Annotated in this window: 15 protein-coding genes; 12 read left to right on the plus strand and 3 right to left on the minus strand. The window is 68.7% G+C overall.

All coding sequences use genetic code 11. The annotated features are described in order from the left end of the window. Positions 1-5: 5 nt before the first annotated feature. The 3 genes from QM806_RS13875 (at position 6) to QM806_RS13885 (ending at position 3,126) form a co-directional block, all read left to right on the plus strand. Positions 6-788 carry an enoyl-CoA hydratase gene (locus QM806_RS13875; protein ID WP_054245500.1) on the plus strand — a complete coding sequence of 261 codons (783 nt, stop codon included), beginning with the start codon at positions 6-8 and terminating at the stop codon, positions 786-788. A gap of 160 nt (positions 789-948) precedes the next feature. Beyond that, on the plus strand, positions 949-1,557 hold the full coding sequence (locus QM806_RS13880) for a hypothetical protein (protein ID WP_043791242.1): 609 nt from the start codon (positions 949-951) through the stop codon (positions 1,555-1,557). Between the two features lie 45 nt (positions 1,558-1,602). Then, positions 1,603-3,126: an acyl-CoA synthetase gene (locus tag QM806_RS13885; RefSeq protein ID WP_054245499.1), complete on the plus strand. Its 1,524-nt coding sequence runs from the start codon at positions 1,603-1,605 to the stop codon at positions 3,124-3,126. On the opposite strand, the gene QM806_RS13890 is transcribed toward QM806_RS13885, so the two are convergent. Next, positions 3,127-4,161 carry a LacI family DNA-binding transcriptional regulator gene (locus QM806_RS13890; protein WP_054245498.1) on the minus strand — a complete coding sequence of 345 codons (1,035 nt, stop codon included), beginning with the start codon at positions 4,159-4,161 and terminating at the stop codon, positions 3,127-3,129. A 147-nt stretch (positions 4,162-4,308) separates the two neighbouring features. On the opposite strand from QM806_RS13890, the gene QM806_RS13895 reads away from it, so the two are divergent. From QM806_RS13895 to QM806_RS13920, 6 genes are all read left to right on the plus strand, one after another. After that, positions 4,309-5,481: an acyl-CoA dehydrogenase family protein gene (locus QM806_RS13895; protein ID WP_005261379.1), complete on the plus strand. Its 1,173-nt coding sequence runs from the start codon at positions 4,309-4,311 to the stop codon at positions 5,479-5,481. After that, the gene (locus QM806_RS13900) at positions 5,478-6,632 is read left to right on the plus strand and encodes a CaiB/BaiF CoA transferase family protein (RefSeq protein WP_242322684.1); all 1,155 of its coding nucleotides are present in this window, start codon (positions 5,478-5,480) and stop codon (positions 6,630-6,632) included. Before QM806_RS13895 ends, QM806_RS13900 begins: the two co-directional genes overlap by 4 nt. A 138-nt stretch (positions 6,633-6,770) precedes the next feature. Then, the gene (locus QM806_RS13905; RefSeq protein ID WP_005261381.1) at positions 6,771-8,138 is read left to right on the plus strand and encodes an MFS transporter; all 1,368 of its coding nucleotides are present in this window, start codon (positions 6,771-6,773) and stop codon (positions 8,136-8,138) included. Positions 8,139-8,153: 15 nt separating this feature from the next. Continuing rightward, positions 8,154-8,813, plus strand: a complete 660-nt coding sequence (locus QM806_RS13910) for a response regulator transcription factor (RefSeq protein WP_005261382.1) — start codon at positions 8,154-8,156, stop codon at positions 8,811-8,813. A 1-nt stretch (position 8,814) separates the two neighbouring features. Next, positions 8,815-10,230 carry a sensor histidine kinase gene (locus tag QM806_RS13915; RefSeq protein WP_283291786.1) on the plus strand — a complete coding sequence of 472 codons (1,416 nt, stop codon included), beginning with the start codon at positions 8,815-8,817 and terminating at the stop codon, positions 10,228-10,230. Continuing rightward, positions 10,227-11,168 carry a TAXI family TRAP transporter solute-binding subunit gene (locus QM806_RS13920; protein WP_283291789.1) on the plus strand — a complete coding sequence of 314 codons (942 nt, stop codon included), beginning with the start codon at positions 10,227-10,229 and terminating at the stop codon, positions 11,166-11,168. Before QM806_RS13915 ends, QM806_RS13920 begins: the two co-directional genes overlap by 4 nt. Before the next feature lie 26 nt (positions 11,169-11,194). On the opposite strand, the gene QM806_RS13925 is transcribed toward QM806_RS13920, so the two are convergent. Both QM806_RS13925 and QM806_RS13930 read right to left on the minus strand, forming a co-directional pair. After that, positions 11,195-11,959, minus strand: a complete 765-nt coding sequence (locus tag QM806_RS13925) for a trans-aconitate 2-methyltransferase (protein ID WP_210460655.1) — start codon at positions 11,957-11,959, stop codon at positions 11,195-11,197. Between the two features lie 49 nt (positions 11,960-12,008). Beyond that, positions 12,009-13,166 carry an acyl-CoA dehydrogenase family protein gene (locus QM806_RS13930; RefSeq protein WP_005261386.1) on the minus strand — a complete coding sequence of 386 codons (1,158 nt, stop codon included), beginning with the start codon at positions 13,164-13,166 and terminating at the stop codon, positions 12,009-12,011. Between the two features lie 331 nt (positions 13,167-13,497). On the opposite strand from QM806_RS13930, the gene QM806_RS13935 reads away from it, so the two are divergent. The 3 genes from QM806_RS13935 (at position 13,498) to QM806_RS13945 (ending at position 16,843) form a co-directional block, all read left to right on the plus strand. Beyond that, entirely contained in the window at positions 13,498-14,826 is a 1,329-nt protein-coding gene (locus QM806_RS13935; RefSeq protein ID WP_005251536.1) for an MFS transporter, read from the plus strand. 84 nt (positions 14,827-14,910) lie between these two features. Beyond that, the gene (locus QM806_RS13940; RefSeq protein ID WP_182624555.1) at positions 14,911-16,044 is read left to right on the plus strand and encodes a thiolase family protein; all 1,134 of its coding nucleotides are present in this window, start codon (positions 14,911-14,913) and stop codon (positions 16,042-16,044) included. Positions 16,045-16,078: 34 nt separating this feature from the next. Beyond that, complete coding sequence (locus QM806_RS13945; RefSeq protein WP_005261389.1) at positions 16,079-16,843, plus strand: SDR family NAD(P)-dependent oxidoreductase; 765 nt, start codon at positions 16,079-16,081, stop codon at positions 16,841-16,843. Positions 16,844-16,846 lie beyond the last annotated feature (3 nt).

A 16,846-nucleotide genomic window follows, 5' to 3' on the forward strand; every position in this document is an offset into this window, starting at 1 on the left:
TAGTCATGACCGAGAACTTCGTCGAGATCACTGCCGAGCCGGACACCGGCGTCGCGTTCCTCACCCTGAACCGCCCCGAGCAGCGCAATCCGCTGTCGTCCGAGGCCATGCGGGACGTCACCGCGGCGCTCCGGAAGCTGGGCGACGACGACACCACGCGCGTCGTCGTCATCAGGGCTGCAGGACCGGTGTTCTCCGCAGGCCACGACCTGAAGGAGATGATCGGCCGCACACTCGAGGACGAGCAGGCCATCTTCGACACCTGCGTCGAGATGATGCAGACCGTGCAGGACATTCCCCAACCGGTCATCGCGTCCGTCCAGGGCGCGGCGGTCGCGGCGGGCTGTCAGCTCGCGGCGTCGTGCGACCTGGTCGTCGCGTCGTCGAACGCCGTGTTCGGGACGCCGGGGGTGAAGATCGGTCTGTTCTGCTCCACTCCGATGGTGGCCCTCAGCCGCGCGATCGGACGTAAGCGCGCCCTGCAGATGCTGCTCACCGGTGAGACGATCGGGGCGGAGACCGCCGCCGACTGGGGGCTGGTGAACCTGGTCGTGGCACCCGAGGAACTCGACGCGCAGACCCGGGCTCTCGCCGCGAAGATCACGAAGGCGAGCCCGCTCACGGTGAAAATCGGCAAGCAGGCGTTCTACCGGCAGATCGAGCTCCCTCAAGGCGAGGCCTACGCGGCGATGGCGGAGACGATGGCCACCAACGCGATCACATGCGACGCCCAGGAGGGCATGCAGGCGTTCGTCGACAAGCGCACACCGCGGTGGCAGGGAAAATAGCGCGCGCTGTCTGCATTGCGCGGTCCAGCGAACCGGCGAAGTATTGACCGTGCAGTGGCTGCGGCCGCGGGCCGTCGGTGCCCGCTGACGGTGGACCGCGACGGGTCGGTCACCGAGATCGTTCTCACTGCGGGGCGACCCCCGCGGGAGGTGACTATCGATGTTCATCCAGGTTATTCAAGGAAAGGTGTCCGACGAGGCCGGCCTGCGCCGGTGCATGGACCGCTGGACGGAGGACGTGCGACCGGGAGCGACGGGCTTCCTGGGCTGCACCCAAGGATTGTGCGACGACGGAACGTTCATCGCCCTCGCGCGGTTCGAATCGGCCGAAGCCGCCCGGCGTAACAGCGAGCGTCCCGAGCAGGGCGCGTGGTGGGCAGAGACCGAGAGGTGCTTCGAGGGTGCCGTGTCGTTCATGGACTGCCCGGACGTGATGGAGTGGATGGGTGGTGGCTCGGACGACGCGACATTCGTTCAGGTCATGGAGGGGCACACCTCCGACGCGAGTCGGATGCGGGAGCTGCTGGAACAGGCCGAACCCCAGGTTCATCAGCTGCGCCCGGAGATCCTCGGCGGAACGTTGTGCACGTACGGCGACGGCGGGTATGTCGAGGCGGTGTACTTCACCTCGGAATCGGAGGCCCGCGAGCACGAGAAGGTCGAGATCCCGGACGACCTGCGGTCGTTGTTCGAGGAAGAGGGGCGGTTGATGGGCGACGTGTCGTACTACGACATGCACGAGCCGATGTTGGTGCCTGCAAGGCGGTAGCCGAAACCTCCGGCAAGGTACTTGGACGTCCTATAACCTTCGTGCATGAGTCTGGATGCGCGTACCGATACCGTCGACGGAGTGCTGCGGCGCTCGGCCGCCAAGTTCCCCGACCGCCGGGCACTGACGTTCGAAGACCGCACGTGGACGTACCGTGAACTCGACGACGCGGTCAGCCGAGCGGCCGCCTACCTGCAGTCGCTCGGACTGTCGGCCGGTGAGCGGGTGGCCGCGTACGGCACCAACTCGGACGCGTACACGATCGGGTTCCTGGCCTGCGCGCGTGCGGGTCTCGTGCACGTCCCCGTCAACTATGCGCTCGAGGGCGAGGAGCTGACCTATCTGGTGTCGCAGTCCGGGAGCGCCGCCGTGCTGGTCGATCCGGCGCTGAGGGGCACGCTCGACTCGGTCCGGGACGCGCTCGAACTGCGACACGTGGTGCCCCTGCGCGACGCCGAAGACTCGCTTCTCGCCCACAGCGGCTCCGGCGACGTACCCGTGCTCGCGGTGCCGGTCGCGTCCACCGATCTGGCGCAGTTGCTGTACACGTCCGGGACGACGTCGAAGCCGAAGGGCGCCATGATGACTCACGGCGGTCTCGTGCACGAGTACGTGTCCTCGGTGATCGCCCTCGCGCTGAGCGACGGCGACAATCCGCTGATCTGCATGCCGCTGTACCACTCGGCGGGCATGCATGTCTTCATGATGCCGTACCTGTCGGTGGGCGCCACCGTGAATCTGATGCAGACCCCGGACATCCCGGAGATCCTGCGGCGCATCGAGGCGGATCGCATCGGCTCGCTGTTCCTGGCGCCGACGGTGTGGGTGCCGCTCGCCGGACATCCGGATCTCGAGACCCGCGACCTGTCGTCGCTGAAGAAGGCGCAGTACGGCGCGTCGATCATGCCGGTGACGGTGCTGAACAGGCTGCGTGAACGCTACCCCGACCTCGGGTTCTACAACTGCTTCGGACAGTCCGAGATCGGTCCGCTCGCCACGGTGCTGCAGCCCGAGGAACACGAGGAGCGGCCGTCGTCGTGCGGCAAGGCCGTGTTCTTCGTCGAAACGCGGGTGGTGGATCCGGACGGCAACGACGTTCCGGACGGCACGCCCGGTGAGGTGCTCTACCGTTCACCCCAGCTGTGCCTGGGGTACTGGGACAACCCCGACGCCACCGCGGAGGCGTTCCGCGACGGCTGGTTCCACTCGGGCGATCTGGTGACGCGGGACCCGGAGGGGTACATCACCGTCGTCGACCGCATCAAGGACGTCATCAACACCGGCGGCATCCTGGTGGCGTCGCGCGAGGTCGAGGACGCCGTCTACACGCATCCGGACGTGGCCGAGGTGGCCGTCATCGGGACCCCGGACGACAAGTGGATCGAGGCGATCACCGCGGTGGTGGTGCTGCGGGAGAACGCGGCCGGCGTGACGCCGGACGGGTTGATCGCCCACGTCAAGGAGCGCATCGCGCCGTTCAAGGTGCCCAAGCAGGTGGTGTTCGTGGACGAGCTGCCCCGCAACCAGAGCGGGAAGCTTCTCAAACGCGAACTGCGGGCGACGCTCTGACTACTTCCTGGTCGACGCCCGCTCGATCAGCTCGACCGGGAGTTTCACCGATTCCACGTCGTTGCCCGCGATGATCGACAGGAGATGACGCACACCCGTCGCGCCGATCAGGCGCGCGGGTGACCGGACGGTTGTCAGCGGCACCGGCAGCTGGGCGACCACCGGAATGTCGTTGTATCCGACGAGCGCGAGATCTTCGGGGATCCGCAGCCCGAGGTCCCGGGCGACGCCGAGTACGCCGATCGCGATGGTGTCGCTGACGGTGAAGATCGCCTCGGGACGCGAATCCGACTCGAGGAGAACGGTGGCCGCGGCGACACCGCCGGACACGTCGAAGTCGGAGCGGACGACGCGATCCGGGCGGAGTTCGATGCCGTTCTCGGCCAGCGCGTCGCGGAACCCGGCGAGGCGGTCGCGGGAGGTGCTCGCATGGTCGGGGCCTGCGATGACGGCGACCTCGGTGAAGCCGCGGTCGAGGAGATGGCGTCCGGCGAGGTAGCCGCCGCGGTGGTCGTCGCCGGACACGAACGGCAGACCGACGTCGGCGTGCCGGTTGAGCTGCAGCATCGGCAGTGCCCCCACCGACAGCGAGTCGACGAATTCGCGGCCGGGACTGTGCAGGCTGCTGAGCAGCAGACCGTCCACCTGCCTGCTGACGAGGAATTCGATGGCGCGGCGCTGGGCGTCGAGGTCATCGGGTGGGCTCGACAGCAGCACGGAGTAGCCGGCCCGCGTTGCCGTCTCCTCGATGCCCTGGAACATGGTCGCGACCACGCCGTCGGTGAGTCGCGGCATGACGACGCCGAGGGTGGTGGTCTTCCGGGTCCGCAGGCTCGCGGCCCACAGGTTGGGCTGGTAGCCGAGTTCCACCGCCACCTCGCGCACCCGCAGCGCGGCCTCGGACCAGCCGTCGGCGGGTTCGGGCTGCCGGAGCACCCGGGACGCCGTCGACACGTGGACGCCGGCGCGTTCGGCGATCTCGCGGAGGGTAGGCGGACGCCCGGAGGTGCGTGTCGGGCGGTCCGGCTGGTTCACGGGCAATCCTCGCGCTCGGGGACGGGGGCCGGTGGGCGTCGTGGTTGACGGCCGCCGGAACGCGCCTTAGTCTACGTGACGAAATCGTTCGTGCAATCGTTCTCGCGAACGTTTGCACATCAGCCCCACCGGCCCCGTGGAGGAACAATGTCCGACCCGCAGTCCCTGTCCCAGCTGTTCGCCCTCGACTCGCTGCTCGACACCGAGGAGATCGCGATCCGCGACACCGTGCGCCGATTCGCGGACGAGAAGATCCGGCCGCACATCGGCGAATGGTTCGAAGCGGCGGCACTGCCCGTGCGTGAACTGGCGGAAGGGCTGGGCGAACTCGGCGTGCTCGGCATGCACCTCGAGGGATACGGCTGCGCCGGCATGAGCGCCACCGCCTACGGCCTGGCCTGCCTGGAACTCGAGGCCGTCGACTCCGGAATCCGCAGCCTCGTGTCCGTCCAGGGCTCGCTGGCCATGTACGCGATCCACCACTACGGCAGCGAAGACCAGAAGCAGGAATGGCTGCCCCGCATGGCCGCGGGCACGGCGATCGGCTGCTTCGGACTGACCGAGCCCGACTTCGGCTCCAACCCCGCCGGCATGCGCACGGGCGCCAAGCGGGACGGTGACGACTGGATCCTCAACGGCACCAAGATGTGGATCACCAACGGATCCGTCGCCGACGTCGCCGTCGTGTGGGCACGCACCGACGACGGCATCCGCGGATTCGTCGTGCCCACCGACACCCCCGGCTTCTCGGCGCCCGAGATCAAGCACAAGATGTCGCTGCGGGCGTCCGTCACCTCGGAACTCGTGCTCGAGGACGTCCGGCTGCCCGAATCCGCGATGCTGCCCGAGGCCAAGGGACTGTCCGGTCCGCTGGGCTGCCTCAACGAGGCACGGTTCGGCATCATCTTCGGTGCGATGGGCGCCGCCCGCGACTGCCTCGAATCCGCCATCTCCTACGCGCAGGACCGTCAGGTCTTCGACAAGTCGCTCGCCGCTTACCAGATCACGCAGGTCAAGATCGCCGACATGGCCCTCGAGGTCGGTAAGGGCCACCTGCTCGCGTACCACCTCGGACGTCTCAAGGATCGCGGCGTGGCGCGTCCCGAGCAGGTCAGCACGGGCAAGCTGAACAACGTCCGCGAGGCCATCGCCATCGCCCGCGAGTGCCGGACCATCCTCGGCGCCAACGGAATCACACTGGAATACCCCGTGATCCGTCACGCCAACAACCTCGAGTCCGTGCTCACCTACGAGGGAACGTCCGAGGTGCACCAGCTCGTGATCGGCAAGGCGCTGACGGGCGAGGCAGCGTTCCGGTGAGCAGGTCGCTCGAGTCGGCTGGGAGCGCATCCCTGGACGGCCTGCTGATCGCCGACTTCGGACGGGTGCTCGCCGGGCCGTACGCCACGATGCTGCTCGCCGATCTCGGCGCCGACGTCGTCAAGATCGAGCGCGCCGGCGTCGGGGACGACACCCGGCAGTGGGGGCCGCCGTGGGTGGGCGACGAATCCACCTACTTCCAGTCCGTCAACCGCAACAAGCGGTCCTTCGCCTGGGATCTGCGTGACCCCGCCGACCTGCAGCAGGCGCAGGAACTGACCGCCCGGGCCGACGTGGTGGTGGAGAACTTCCTTCCCGGCACGATGGACCGGCTCGGGCTCGGCTACGACGCCGTGCGGGAGATCAATCCCGACGTCGTCTACTGCTCGGTGACCGGGTTCGGCGGCCAGAACGACCTGCCCGGATACGACCTGCTCATCCAGGCCGTCGGCGGGTTGATGAGCATCACCGGTCCCGAACCCGGCGTTCCGACGAAGGTCGGGGTGGCCGTCGTCGACATCATCACCGGACTGCACGCCGCGGTCGGGATCCTGGCGGCGCTGCGTCACCGTGATCGCACCGGGGAGGGGCAGCGGGTCGAGGTGAATCTGCTGTCGTCGCTGCTGTCCGCCCTCGCGAACCAGACGTCGGGGTACGTGGGCGCCGGTGTCGTCCCGCAGGCGATGGGCAACCGGCACCCCAGCATCGCGCCGTACGAGGTCTTCCGGACCGGCGACCGTCCGCTGGTGCTGGCGGTGGGGAACAACCGTCAGTTCGCCTCTCTCGTCGAGGTTCTCGGTGTGCCCGAACTCGCCGACGACGAGCGGTACGCGACCAACACGCAACGGGTGGCGCACCGCGAGCAACTGGTCCGGGACATCACCGCGGCGCTGTCCGCGGGCTCGGCGGACGAGTGGTTCGAGAAGCTGACCGCGCAGGGTGTTCCGTGCGGCCCGCTCAACGACATCGCCGACGCTGTGGCGCTCGCCGAGCGGCTCGGGCTGAATCCGGTGGTCGAGATCGACGATCCCCGCAGGGACCGGCCCGTGCGTCAGGTGGCGAACCCGATCCGGCTCAGCGTCACCCCGGCGAGCTATCGCAGCGCGCCGCCGCGGCTCGGTGAGGACACCCCAGCCGTGAGTACTTGTTAACGTCCCGCGGTTAACAAGTACTCACGGGGGCTCTTCCCTAAGGGAGTGTTAGGAAGGCTCCGGGGCCCTTCCGTATCGATGTGACGTGACCCACTGTGGTGTGAACGCAGAGATCCAGGGCATCGAGAGGAGTCCCGCGTGAGCACCACATCGACGGGTGAGCGCCGAGTCATCGGCAATGTTTTGAAAGGTTCGGTCGGCAACCTGATCGAATGGTACGACTGGTACGTCTACGCGGCGTTCAGTGTGTACTTCGCGAAGGAGTTCTTCCCGGAGGGCGACACCACCGCGCAGCTGCTTTCCACGGCAGCCGTTTTCGCGGTCGGGTTCCTGATGCGGCCGATCGGCGGCTGGATCATGGGACGGTACGCCGACCGGCACGGACGCCGATCGGCGCTCACCCTGTCGGTGACGGTGATGGCGGCGGGTTCGCTCGTCATCGCCGTCACGCCGTCCTACGCGAGCATCGGGCTCGTGGCACCGGTGATGCTGGTGATCGCCCGGATGCTGCAGGGACTGTCGGTCGGCGGCGAGTACGCCACCAGCGCCACGTACCTGGCCGAGGTCGCGTCGCCCGGCCGGCGCGGGTTCTACTCGAGCTTCCAGTACGTCACGCTCGTGGCCGGGCAGCTGATCGCACTGGGTGTGCAGATCATCCTGCAGCTGACGCTGCCTGCGGAGGCCATGCAGTCGTGGGGCTGGCGGATTCCGTTCCTGATCGGCGCCGCCGGTGCCGTCGCGGTGATGTGGCTCCGTCGCACGATGGACGAGTCGGAGGCGTTCACCGACGAGGTGGAGGCGAAGCGTGACGCAGACACCTCGGACGCTGGGCCGAAGGAAGGTTCGCTCCGGATGCTGCTGCAGTACCCCCGCGAGTGCCTGCTGGTGTGCGCCCTGACGCTCGGTGGTTGCGTGGCGTTCTACACGTACACCACGTACATGCAGAAATACATGATCAACACGTCCGGCATCTCCAAGGACACGGTGGCGTGGATCAACTTCGCGGCCCTGCTGGTGTTCATCGTGTTGCAGCCGATCGGCGGCGCATTGTCCGACCGCATCGGTCGCCGGAAGCTGCTCATCTTCTTCGGGATCGGCGGAACCGTCCTGACCGTGCCGCTGATGACCGTGCTCGGGAAGACGACGAACCCCCTGGTCGCGTTCGGCCTGATGATGCTGGGACTGATCGTCGTCACCGGATACACGTCGGTGAACGCGATCGTGAAGACCGAGCTGTTTCCGACCAAGGTCCGCGCGCTCGGGGTCGGGCTGCCGTACGCGCTCACGCTGGCGATCTTCGGCGGAACGGTCGAGACCGTCGCCCTCGCCCTGAAGCGGGCCGGCCACGAATCGCTATTCTTCTACTACGTGACCGGGTGTATCGCGATCTCGCTCGTCGTCTACTTCTTCATGCGTGAGACTTCGGACGGTTCGCCGCTCGACCGGGCGACCAGCCGGGAGGACACCCCGGACGACGACGTCGAGCTGGTCGACTCGCGGAGCTGATCGAAGGGAAGAGAAGTGCAGATCGCGGTGGTCGAGGACGACGACGGAGTCGGCGACGCACTCGTGGAAGCACTGGCCACCCACGGCCACGAGGCGGTGCGCATGCGGCGCGGCTCCGATCTCCTTCTCGGCCATCGCGGTATGGACGCGGTGATCCTCGACCTCGGTCTCCCCGATGCGGACGGCCTGCAGGTGCTCCGGCAGCTGCGGGCCGTCAGCGACGTTCCGGTGGTGATCCTCACCGCCCGCGACGACGAACGGTCGGTGGTGCGGGGACTTCGGGGCGGTGCGGACGATTACCTCGTCAAGCCGGCGCGGCTCGCGGAATTGCTGGCCCGGCTCGACGTCGTGACCCAGCGTCGCCGCGCGACCGCGGCCTCGGCCGAGCAGACGGTCACCGAGGGTGACGTGGTGGTCGATCTGGCGGCACGTGAGGTGGAGGTCGGCGGCGCTCCGGTGGCGTTGACGGCCAAGGAGTTCGAGCTTCTCGAGGTGCTCGTCACCCGTCCCGGTGCGGCCGTGAGCCGCCAGCAACTGATGGATGCGGTGTGGGGCGACGCGTACGTGGCCATCTCACGCACCCTCGACGTGCACATGACCGGGCTGCGCGCGAAACTGGGCCGGCCCGGGCTCATCTCGACCATCCGCGGGTACGGCTACCGCTGGGGCACCTGACGTGCGCCGCCGTGTACTCGCCGTTCTGCTGGTGTTCGCGGCCGTCGCGGTGGTGGCCTTCGCCGTCCCGCTGGCGCTGGCCACCAGCGCCGGGAGAACCCAGGCTCTGCGGCTGAGCCGGGAGGCGGACGCGACGCATTTCGCCAGCCTCGCCGGACAGACCCAGGCGCCCGGGAGTACCACGCTGCTGCGGGAGGAGGTGGCCCGCTACCACGAGTTGTACGGCGAGGGCGTCCTCATCGTCGACGCGAGAGGCAACCTCCGCGCGGGAGCCGGACTGTCGCCGGACGACTCCGACGTCGCCGCGGCGGTCACGGCGGGACTGCGCAACCAGAAGCAGGGGATCAGCGGTTCGCTGACCCCGTGGTCGGCGGACCGTGTCCTGTCGGCCGTACCCGTCGGCACCGGAGCGCAGGTGGACGGTGCCGTGGTCCTGGACGTGTCCACCCGCGCCGCACGTGAATCCATCCGGACGTCGTGGCTGGTGATCGTCGCGGGGGCGCTCGTCGCGCTGGCGGCGGTCACCGCGGTCGCGATCGCGCTGTCCCGGTGGACCGTTCGTCCGCTCGGGGCGCTCACCGCCAGGGTCGGGGCCCTCACCGACGCGGTCCCGTCGCCGCGTCCGCGGGTGCGCCGCAGCACCGGTCGGCCGACCGGCCGGTACAGCGGCCCGCCCGAGGTCCAGGAACTCGCGAAGGCGTTCGACACCATGTCGGGTGCCGTCCAGGCGTCCGGTCAGGCGCAGCGGCAGCTGATCGCCGACACCGCCCATCAGCTTCGAAACCCCCTCGCGGCCCTGCACATCCGGTTGGATTCCCTCGGCCCGCATGTCTCCCAGTCCGGGGCCGAGACCTACCGCCGGACCGGGATGGAGGTCGATCGGCTCGGCGGGATCCTCGACGGACTGCTGGCACTCGCCGTCGCCGAATCGCCCGCGGAATCCGCCGACGACGAGACCGCGCACGGCGGATGCGACGTCGGTGCCGTCCTCGCGGACCGTGCCGACGCCTGGACGGAGGCTCTCGGGGAATCGGCGATGGACCTCGTGCTCCGGGAACCGGCCGAACCGCTGGTCGCCGATTTCCGATCCAGCCACCTGGCGCAGGTCCTGGACGTCCTGCTCAGCAACGCACACCAGTACGCCGGTCGAGGTTCGACGGTCCGGATCGACACGGGACGGTCCGCCGCGGGAATCGAGATCCGGGTGAGTGACGACGGGGTCGGGGTCGGCGAGGACGAGATCGGCAAATTGTCGTCACGCTTCTTCCGCGGGTCCGGGGCGGGGCAGCAGGGCACCGGGCTCGGGCTGTCCATCGCGACCGCGCTCGTCGAAGGCGGCGGTGGGGCGCTGACCATCGCTGCGGAGCAGCCACACGGGCTCCGGGTGACGCTGACCCTTCCGGCGGTGGCGCCGTGATCGCGCGACGCGCACTTCTGTGCGGCGTCGTCGCCGTGGGAGCCACCGCGGCCACGGGTTCGGTGCTCGCCGCGTGCTCGGACAGCGGCCGCGATCCGCTGCGGCTCGCCGCCGGTGAGGAGGGCGGATTCTTCTGGGAGTTCGCCCAATTGACGGCCCAGGCCGCGGAGCGTGCCGCACTGCCGGTGAGCATCGTCCCCGTCCGCACCGCGGGGTCGATGGATAATCTGGCGGCGCTGGCATCAGGAGACGCGGAACTGGCTCTGAGCCTCGCCGACGCAGCCGTATCGGCTCTCGAGGCCGGCGCCGGATTCACCGCCATCGGCAAGGTGTACGAGAACTACATGCAACTCGCGGTGCGCGCCGATTCCGGGATCGCGGACACCTCGCAGCTGAGAGGAGTCCGAATCAGCTTGGGTGCCACAGGCTCCGGCGCGGAACTGACGGGCGAGCGGATCCTCGAGGTGCTGGGTCTGGCGGGTGCGGGCGACGTGACCCGTCTGCACCTGTCGATGACCGACGCGGGGCAGGCGCTGCGTGACGGCACCGTCGACGCGGTTCTGTGGGCCGGTGGAGTGCCCACGCCGTCGTTCGCGAATCTCGGGATCCCACTGCGCCTACTCGATCTGTCCGCCGAACTGGAATTGCTGCGGGAGCGGTTCGGCCCGCGCTACGAGCCGGTGCTGATTCCGCCCGGCACGTACGGACAGCAGACGTCGGTCGCGACGATCGGTCTCGCGAACCTGCTGCTCGCCGACCCGGCCGTGTCCGACAGTGCCGCCGGGGCCATCGTCGAGGTGCTCATCGACCACGCGGCGGAACTGGTGCCGGATCAGGCGACCGGCAGCCAGTTCCTGGACCGGCAGTCGCTGATCGTCACCGCGGGGGTTCCGCTGCATCCCGGCGCGGCCGCGGCGTACCGGAGACATCACGGCTGAGCCGGTCGATCACTGCACCTGGTCGATCACTGCACCTGGGCGACGACGAAGATGCGCCGGAACGGGAAGAACGTGCTGCCGTCCGGTCGCCGGGGGTATGCCGCGTCGAGGAGTGGGACGAGCTCGTCGCGGAAGCGGTCCCACTCCGGCGCCGCGAGGGCGTCCTTGACCGGGCGGAGCGCGGTGCCGGTGATCCACTCCAGAACCGGGTTTTCCCCGGTCAGCTGTTGCACGTACGTGGTCTCCCACGCGTCGACGGCACACCCGGCGTCGGCGAGTAGACCGGCGTAGTCGGTGGGATCGTCGACGACCTTGCTCTCGCGGAACGGCACGTCCGGCAGCAACCGGGACCACCGGTCGCTCGAGGCGAGGGCCCGGACGATCGTGTGCGACGGCGCGTCGAAGTTGCCGGGAACCTGCACCACGATCCACGCCCCCGACGGCAGTTGAGTCGGCCAGCGACGCAACAGCTCCCGGTGTTCGGGCACCCACTGCAGGGCGGCGTTGGAGACGACGACGTCGGTGTCGGGCTCCGGCGTCCAGTCGCGCACGTCCTGCCTGCTGGCGTCGAGGCCGCGTTCACGCGCGGCCTCGACCATCTCGGGTGAGCTGTCGGAGGCCTCGAGGACGGCGTCCGGCCATCGTTCGGCGAGGCTGACGGTCAGGTTTCCCGGACCGCAGCCGAGGTCGACGACGCGGCGCGGTGACCGCGCGTCGACTCGCGACAGCAACTCGTAGAACGGGCGCCCGCGATGGTCCGCGAAGGCGAGGTACTTGTTCGGATCCCACATGTAGTCCTCCTCGCCCGAAACAGTACGCCCATACTGTTGGTGTGTGGGGTCAGAGGCCGAGATCCTTGGCGATGATCGTCTTCATGACCTCGCTCGTGCCGCCGTAGATGCGGGAGACGCGGGTGTCCGCGTACAGGCGCGCGATGGGGTACTCGAGGATGTAGCCGTACCCGCCGTGCAGTTGCAGGCACTTGTCGATGACCCGGCCTGCGGCCTCGGTGCAGAACAGCTTCGCTTTCGCGGCATCCGCGACCGTGAGTTCGCCGGCATCGTGCAGTTCGAGCGCGCGGTCGGCCATCAGCTGGATCGCCTCGACCTCGGTGGCGCACTCGGCGAGCACGAACTTGGTGTTCTGGAACGCCGCGACGGGCTTGCCGAACACCTTGCGCTCCTTGACGTACGCGATCGCGTGCTGCAGCGCGGCGGCCGCGGTGGCCGACCCGCCGAGCGCGATGGAGAGGCGTTCCTGGGCGAGGTTGTGGGTGAGGTAGCTGAAACCGGCCCCCTCGTCGCCGAGGCGGTCCGCCACGGGCACCTTCACGTCGGTGAACGACAGTTCGGCGGTGTCCGAGGCCTTCAGCCCGATCTTCTCGATCTTGCGACCCACCGCGAAACCCTCGGACGTCGTGTCGACGACGAGGATCGTCAGACCCGCCCGGCGGTCTTCGGGCGTGCTGGGCGCGGTGCGGCACACCACGAGGATCCGGTCGGCGAGCGCGCCACCGGTGATGAACGTCTTCGCGCCGTTCAGGACGTAGTGCGACCCGTCCTCGGACAGCTTGGCCGACGTCGCGATGTTCGCGAGGTCCGAACCGGTGCCCGGCTCGGTCATCGCGATGGCGAACATGATGTCGCCGGACGCGAATCCGGGGAGCCATCGCTGCTTCTGCTCGTCGTTCGCGTACTCGAGCAGGTACGGCAGGATCAGGTTGGTGTGGACGGAGTAGCTGCCGAACGTGACTCCGGCGGCCGCCGTCTCCTCGCCGACCACCGCGGCGAATTTGAAACTCTTCTCACCGCCGCCGCCGAACTCCTCCGGCACCTGGATGCCGAGCACCCCGAGCTCCCCGAGACGACGGTAGAAGTCGCGCGGGGGATGCCCTTCGCCCTCCCACTCGTGGTGGACGGGTGCGACTTCCTTGGCGATGAAGTCGCGGATCGTCTTCCGGAACGCGTCGTGATCTTCGTTGAACACCGTACGCTGCACGGGTTTTCTCCTTCGAATTACAGTGCGTAACTGCCTGGTACGCCCTTGCCGATGATCATCTTCCGAACCTCGGACTGTTCGTCGGATCGAACGTCCGGGCGAGGCGGCTCATGGGATGAGAATGCCCGATTCGGCGGGGCCCGGCTAGGGGCGTTCGGCTATCGGTCGGATAGCGCACTCCAATGCACACCAGGCTCCTCGAATCCGCCGACTCATAGGCAGACGTAGCCGGTGCCTTCGCCGAGTGCGTATTGATCGCGGGCACCCCGGTACGTTCAATGAACCGTGACACTGTGACCCACGCCACCACGCCTTCCGAAGGGATCACCACGTGACCCGCTCCACTGCCATCCTCGACCGGACCGTCGCCATCGGTTCCGAGTCCCGCAGCCGCGCTTGGGGCCTGACCGGGCTCCTCGTGCTGCTCTACGTCGTCAACTACGCAGACAAGGCCGTCCTCGGCATCATCGCCCAACCCCTCGCCCACGAGCTGGGACTGAGCGCCTCGCAGATCGGGCTGGTGGGAAGCCTCTTCTTCCTGACCTTCACCGTCGGCGGGTTCTTCGCCGGCGCGCTGAACCGCTGGATGTCGCTGCGGTGGGCGCTGCTGCTGCTCGCGATCGCCTGGTCCGTCGCGATACTCCCGCTCGTGGTCGTCGCGTCTTTCGCGGTGCTGCTGGTCAGCCGCCTGCTGCTCGGGCTCGCCGAAGGTCCGAGTTCGGCTCTGCTCCACACGGCGGCGTACTCGTGGCACGCACCCGCCAAGCGCGGACTGCCGAGCGCCCTGCTCGCCGGTGCCGCGTCCATCGCCAAGATCGCCGTCGCGCCTGCTCTCGCGTTCGTGACCGTCACGTTCGGGTGGCGCTACGCGCTGGTCGCGCTGGCGGTCATCGGGGTCCTGTGGTGCGTCGTATGGCTGACCGTCTGGAGCGAGGGCCCGTACATTCGCAGCGGCAAGGGCGCCGATTCCGCGGCCTCCGGTGACGCGGGTGAACCGGCGGTGCCGTGGGGTCGCATCTTCCGGACCCGCACGTTCATCAGCGGCGCGCTTCTCGTCATGAGCGTGTACGCGCTGGTCGCCGTGGTTCTGACGTGGCTGCCCTCGTACTTCGAGGTGGGCCTCGGATACAGCCGACTCCAGGCCGGCTCGATGTTCGCATTCCCGAGCATCGCCGGGCTGATCCTGATGTTGCTCTCGTCCGTGATCGGCGACCGTCTGCTCGCACGCGGCTCGACGTCCCGCGTCGTCCGCGTCATCGTCCCCGCCGTCGGGGTGCTGATCTGCGGAGCGATCCTGCTGGCACTCCCGTCCATCACCGCACCCGCTGTCGCCGTCCTCGTCGTCTCCGTCGGCTACGGCTTCGCCGCGTCGGTGTTCCCGTTGCTCAACGCGGCGATCTCGGAGATCTGCCCGCCCCGTCAGACCGCGGGCACCCTGGGCGTCTTCCTCGCCGTCATGGCGATCGGCGGCCTCGTCGCCCCCTACGCGACGGGTCTGATCGTCGACGCGGCTGCCTCGCCCGCCGAGGGTTACGCCACCGCGTTCCAGTCGCTCGGCCTCGTCGCCGCCGTCTGCGCCGTCGGCGCCCTGGTCTTCGCGAACCCCGAGCGCGACAAGAAACTCGTCCGGGGCGACGCTGCGGACATAGGCACGAACTAACCCTGTGATCGGCCGAAAGTCGTTGTGCTGACGACATCGCCCGTGATTGATTCGAGTGACCCCCTCAGATCGAAGGAACACACCATGCGCGATGCAGTGATCGTCGACGCCGTCCGCACGCCCATCGGGCGGCGTGGCGGTTCCCTGTCCGGAATACACCCCGCCAATCTGTCGGCGCACGTCCTCGAGGCCCTCGTGGCGCGCACCGGTCTCTCCCCGGAGGAGATCGGCGACGTCGTCTGGGGCTGTGTCAGCCAGGTGGGGGAGCAGGCAGGCAACGTCGCCCGCACCGCCGTCCTCGCCGCCGGCTGGCCGGAGACGGTTCCGGGCACCACGCTCACCCGGGCCTGCGGATCGAGCCAGCAGGCCGTGAGCTTCGCCGCCGCCGCCGTCATCGCCGGCCACGAGGACGTCGTCGTCGCCGGTGGTGTGGAGTCCATGAGCCGGGTTCCCATGGGCAGCGCGAGCAAGAACGGTGAACACTTCCCGGCGGCCGTCCTCGACCGGTACGGCGTCGACGGGTTCAGCCAGGGCACCGGCGCCGAGATGATGGCCGCGAAGTGGGGGCTCTCCCGTCAGGTGCTGGACGAGTACTCGCTGCGATCCCACGAGCTCGCTGCGCACGCCGCGGACCGGGGCGCATTCGACGGGCAACTCGCACCGCTCTCCGACGTCCTCGCCGGGGACGAAGGGATCCGCCGCGGCGGCACACTCGAATCTCTCGGCAAGCTGAAGACCGTGTTCAAGGAGGACGGCGTGATCCACGCCGGCAACTCCTCGCAGATCTCCGACGGCGCCGGTGCACTGCTCGTCACGACGAGCGAGAAGGCTGCGCAACTCGGTCTGACCCCGATGGCCCGCATCCACACCTGCGCCGTCGCCGGCGACGACCCGGTGATCATGCTGACCGGACCCATCGCCGCGACGGAGAAGGCACTGTCCCGGTCCGGACTGAAGATCGACGACATCGGTGCATTCGAGGTGAACGAGGCCTTCGCCCCCGTCCCGCTGGCGTGGCAGGCGGAGACCGGCGCCGCGACGGACCGGCTGAACCCGCTCGGCGGCGCCATCGCAGTCGGTCACCCGCTCGGCGGGTCCGGCGCGATCCTCATGACCCGACTCGTCCACCACATGCGGGACAACGGCATTCGGTACGGACTGCAGACCATGTGCGAGGCGGGCGGCCTCGCCAACGCTACCATTCTCGAACTTCTCTGATCCGACAATACTTTTCGAAGGGAACACCCGCACGATGGAACTCAAGGGAATCTCGACCGCGGTCACCGGCGGCGCGTCCGGTCTCGGACTCGCGACGGCACGCCGCCTCGTCGACGCAGGGGCTCAGGTCACGCTCATCGACCTCCCGAACTCCGACGGTGAGGCGGCGGCGAAGGAATTGGGCAGCGCCGCCCAGTTCGCTCCCGCCGACGTCACCGATTCCGAGCAGTTCGCGGCCGCCCTCGACGTCGCCGACGACCGCGGTGGCCTGCGCGGCATCGTGCACTGCGCCGGGGCCGGCCGCCGAATGCGCATCCTCGACTCCGACGGCAAGGCAGGTTCCGTCGAGGACTTCGAGTTCGTGATCCGGCTCAACCTCGTCGGCTCGTTCAATGCCCTGCGCCTCGGAGCGGAACGGATCGCGCGGCAGGAGGAGATCGACGGCGAGCGCGGCGCGGTCGTGCTGACGGCGTCCGTCGCCGCATTCGAAGGCCAGATCGGCCAGATCAACTACACCGCATCGAAGGCAGGCATCGTGGGCATGACGGTCACCGCGGCCCGCGACCTCGCCAGCCGCAACATCCGGGTGTGCACCATCGCCCCGGGAATCATGGACACCCCGCTCCTCGCCCGGCTGCGCGACGATGTGCGCGCGTCGCTGGAGAAGTCGGTGCCGGGCCCGTCGCGTCTGGGCAAACCCAGTGAGTTCGGGCAGCTCGCCTGCCAGATCCTCGAGAACGGCTACCTCAACGGCGAGACCATCCGCCTGGACGGTGCCATCCGCATGGCACCTCGCTGACGA

The organism is Rhodococcus sp. IEGM 1351 (assembly GCF_030056875.1).
GTDB classification, from domain to species: Bacteria; Actinomycetota; Actinomycetes; order Mycobacteriales; family Mycobacteriaceae; genus Rhodococcus_F; species Rhodococcus_F opacus.

Coding starts and splice junctions, on each gene's coding strand:
- QM806_RS13925 (WP_210460655.1), bottom strand. CDS start 11,959: ATGTGGGATCCGAACAAGTACCTCGCCTTCGCGGACCATCGCGGGCGC.
- QM806_RS13945 (WP_005261389.1), top strand. CDS start 16,079: ATGGAACTCAAGGGAATCTCGACCGCGGTCACCGGCGGCGCGTCCGGT.
- QM806_RS13875 (WP_054245500.1), top strand. CDS start 6: ATGACCGAGAACTTCGTCGAGATCACTGCCGAGCCGGACACCGGCGTC.
- QM806_RS13880 (WP_043791242.1), top strand. CDS start 949: ATGTTCATCCAGGTTATTCAAGGAAAGGTGTCCGACGAGGCCGGCCTG.
- QM806_RS13940 (WP_182624555.1), top strand. CDS start 14,911: ATGCGCGATGCAGTGATCGTCGACGCCGTCCGCACGCCCATCGGGCGG.
- QM806_RS13895 (WP_005261379.1), top strand. CDS start 4,309: ATGTCCGACCCGCAGTCCCTGTCCCAGCTGTTCGCCCTCGACTCGCTG.
- QM806_RS13885 (WP_054245499.1), top strand. CDS start 1,603: ATGAGTCTGGATGCGCGTACCGATACCGTCGACGGAGTGCTGCGGCGC.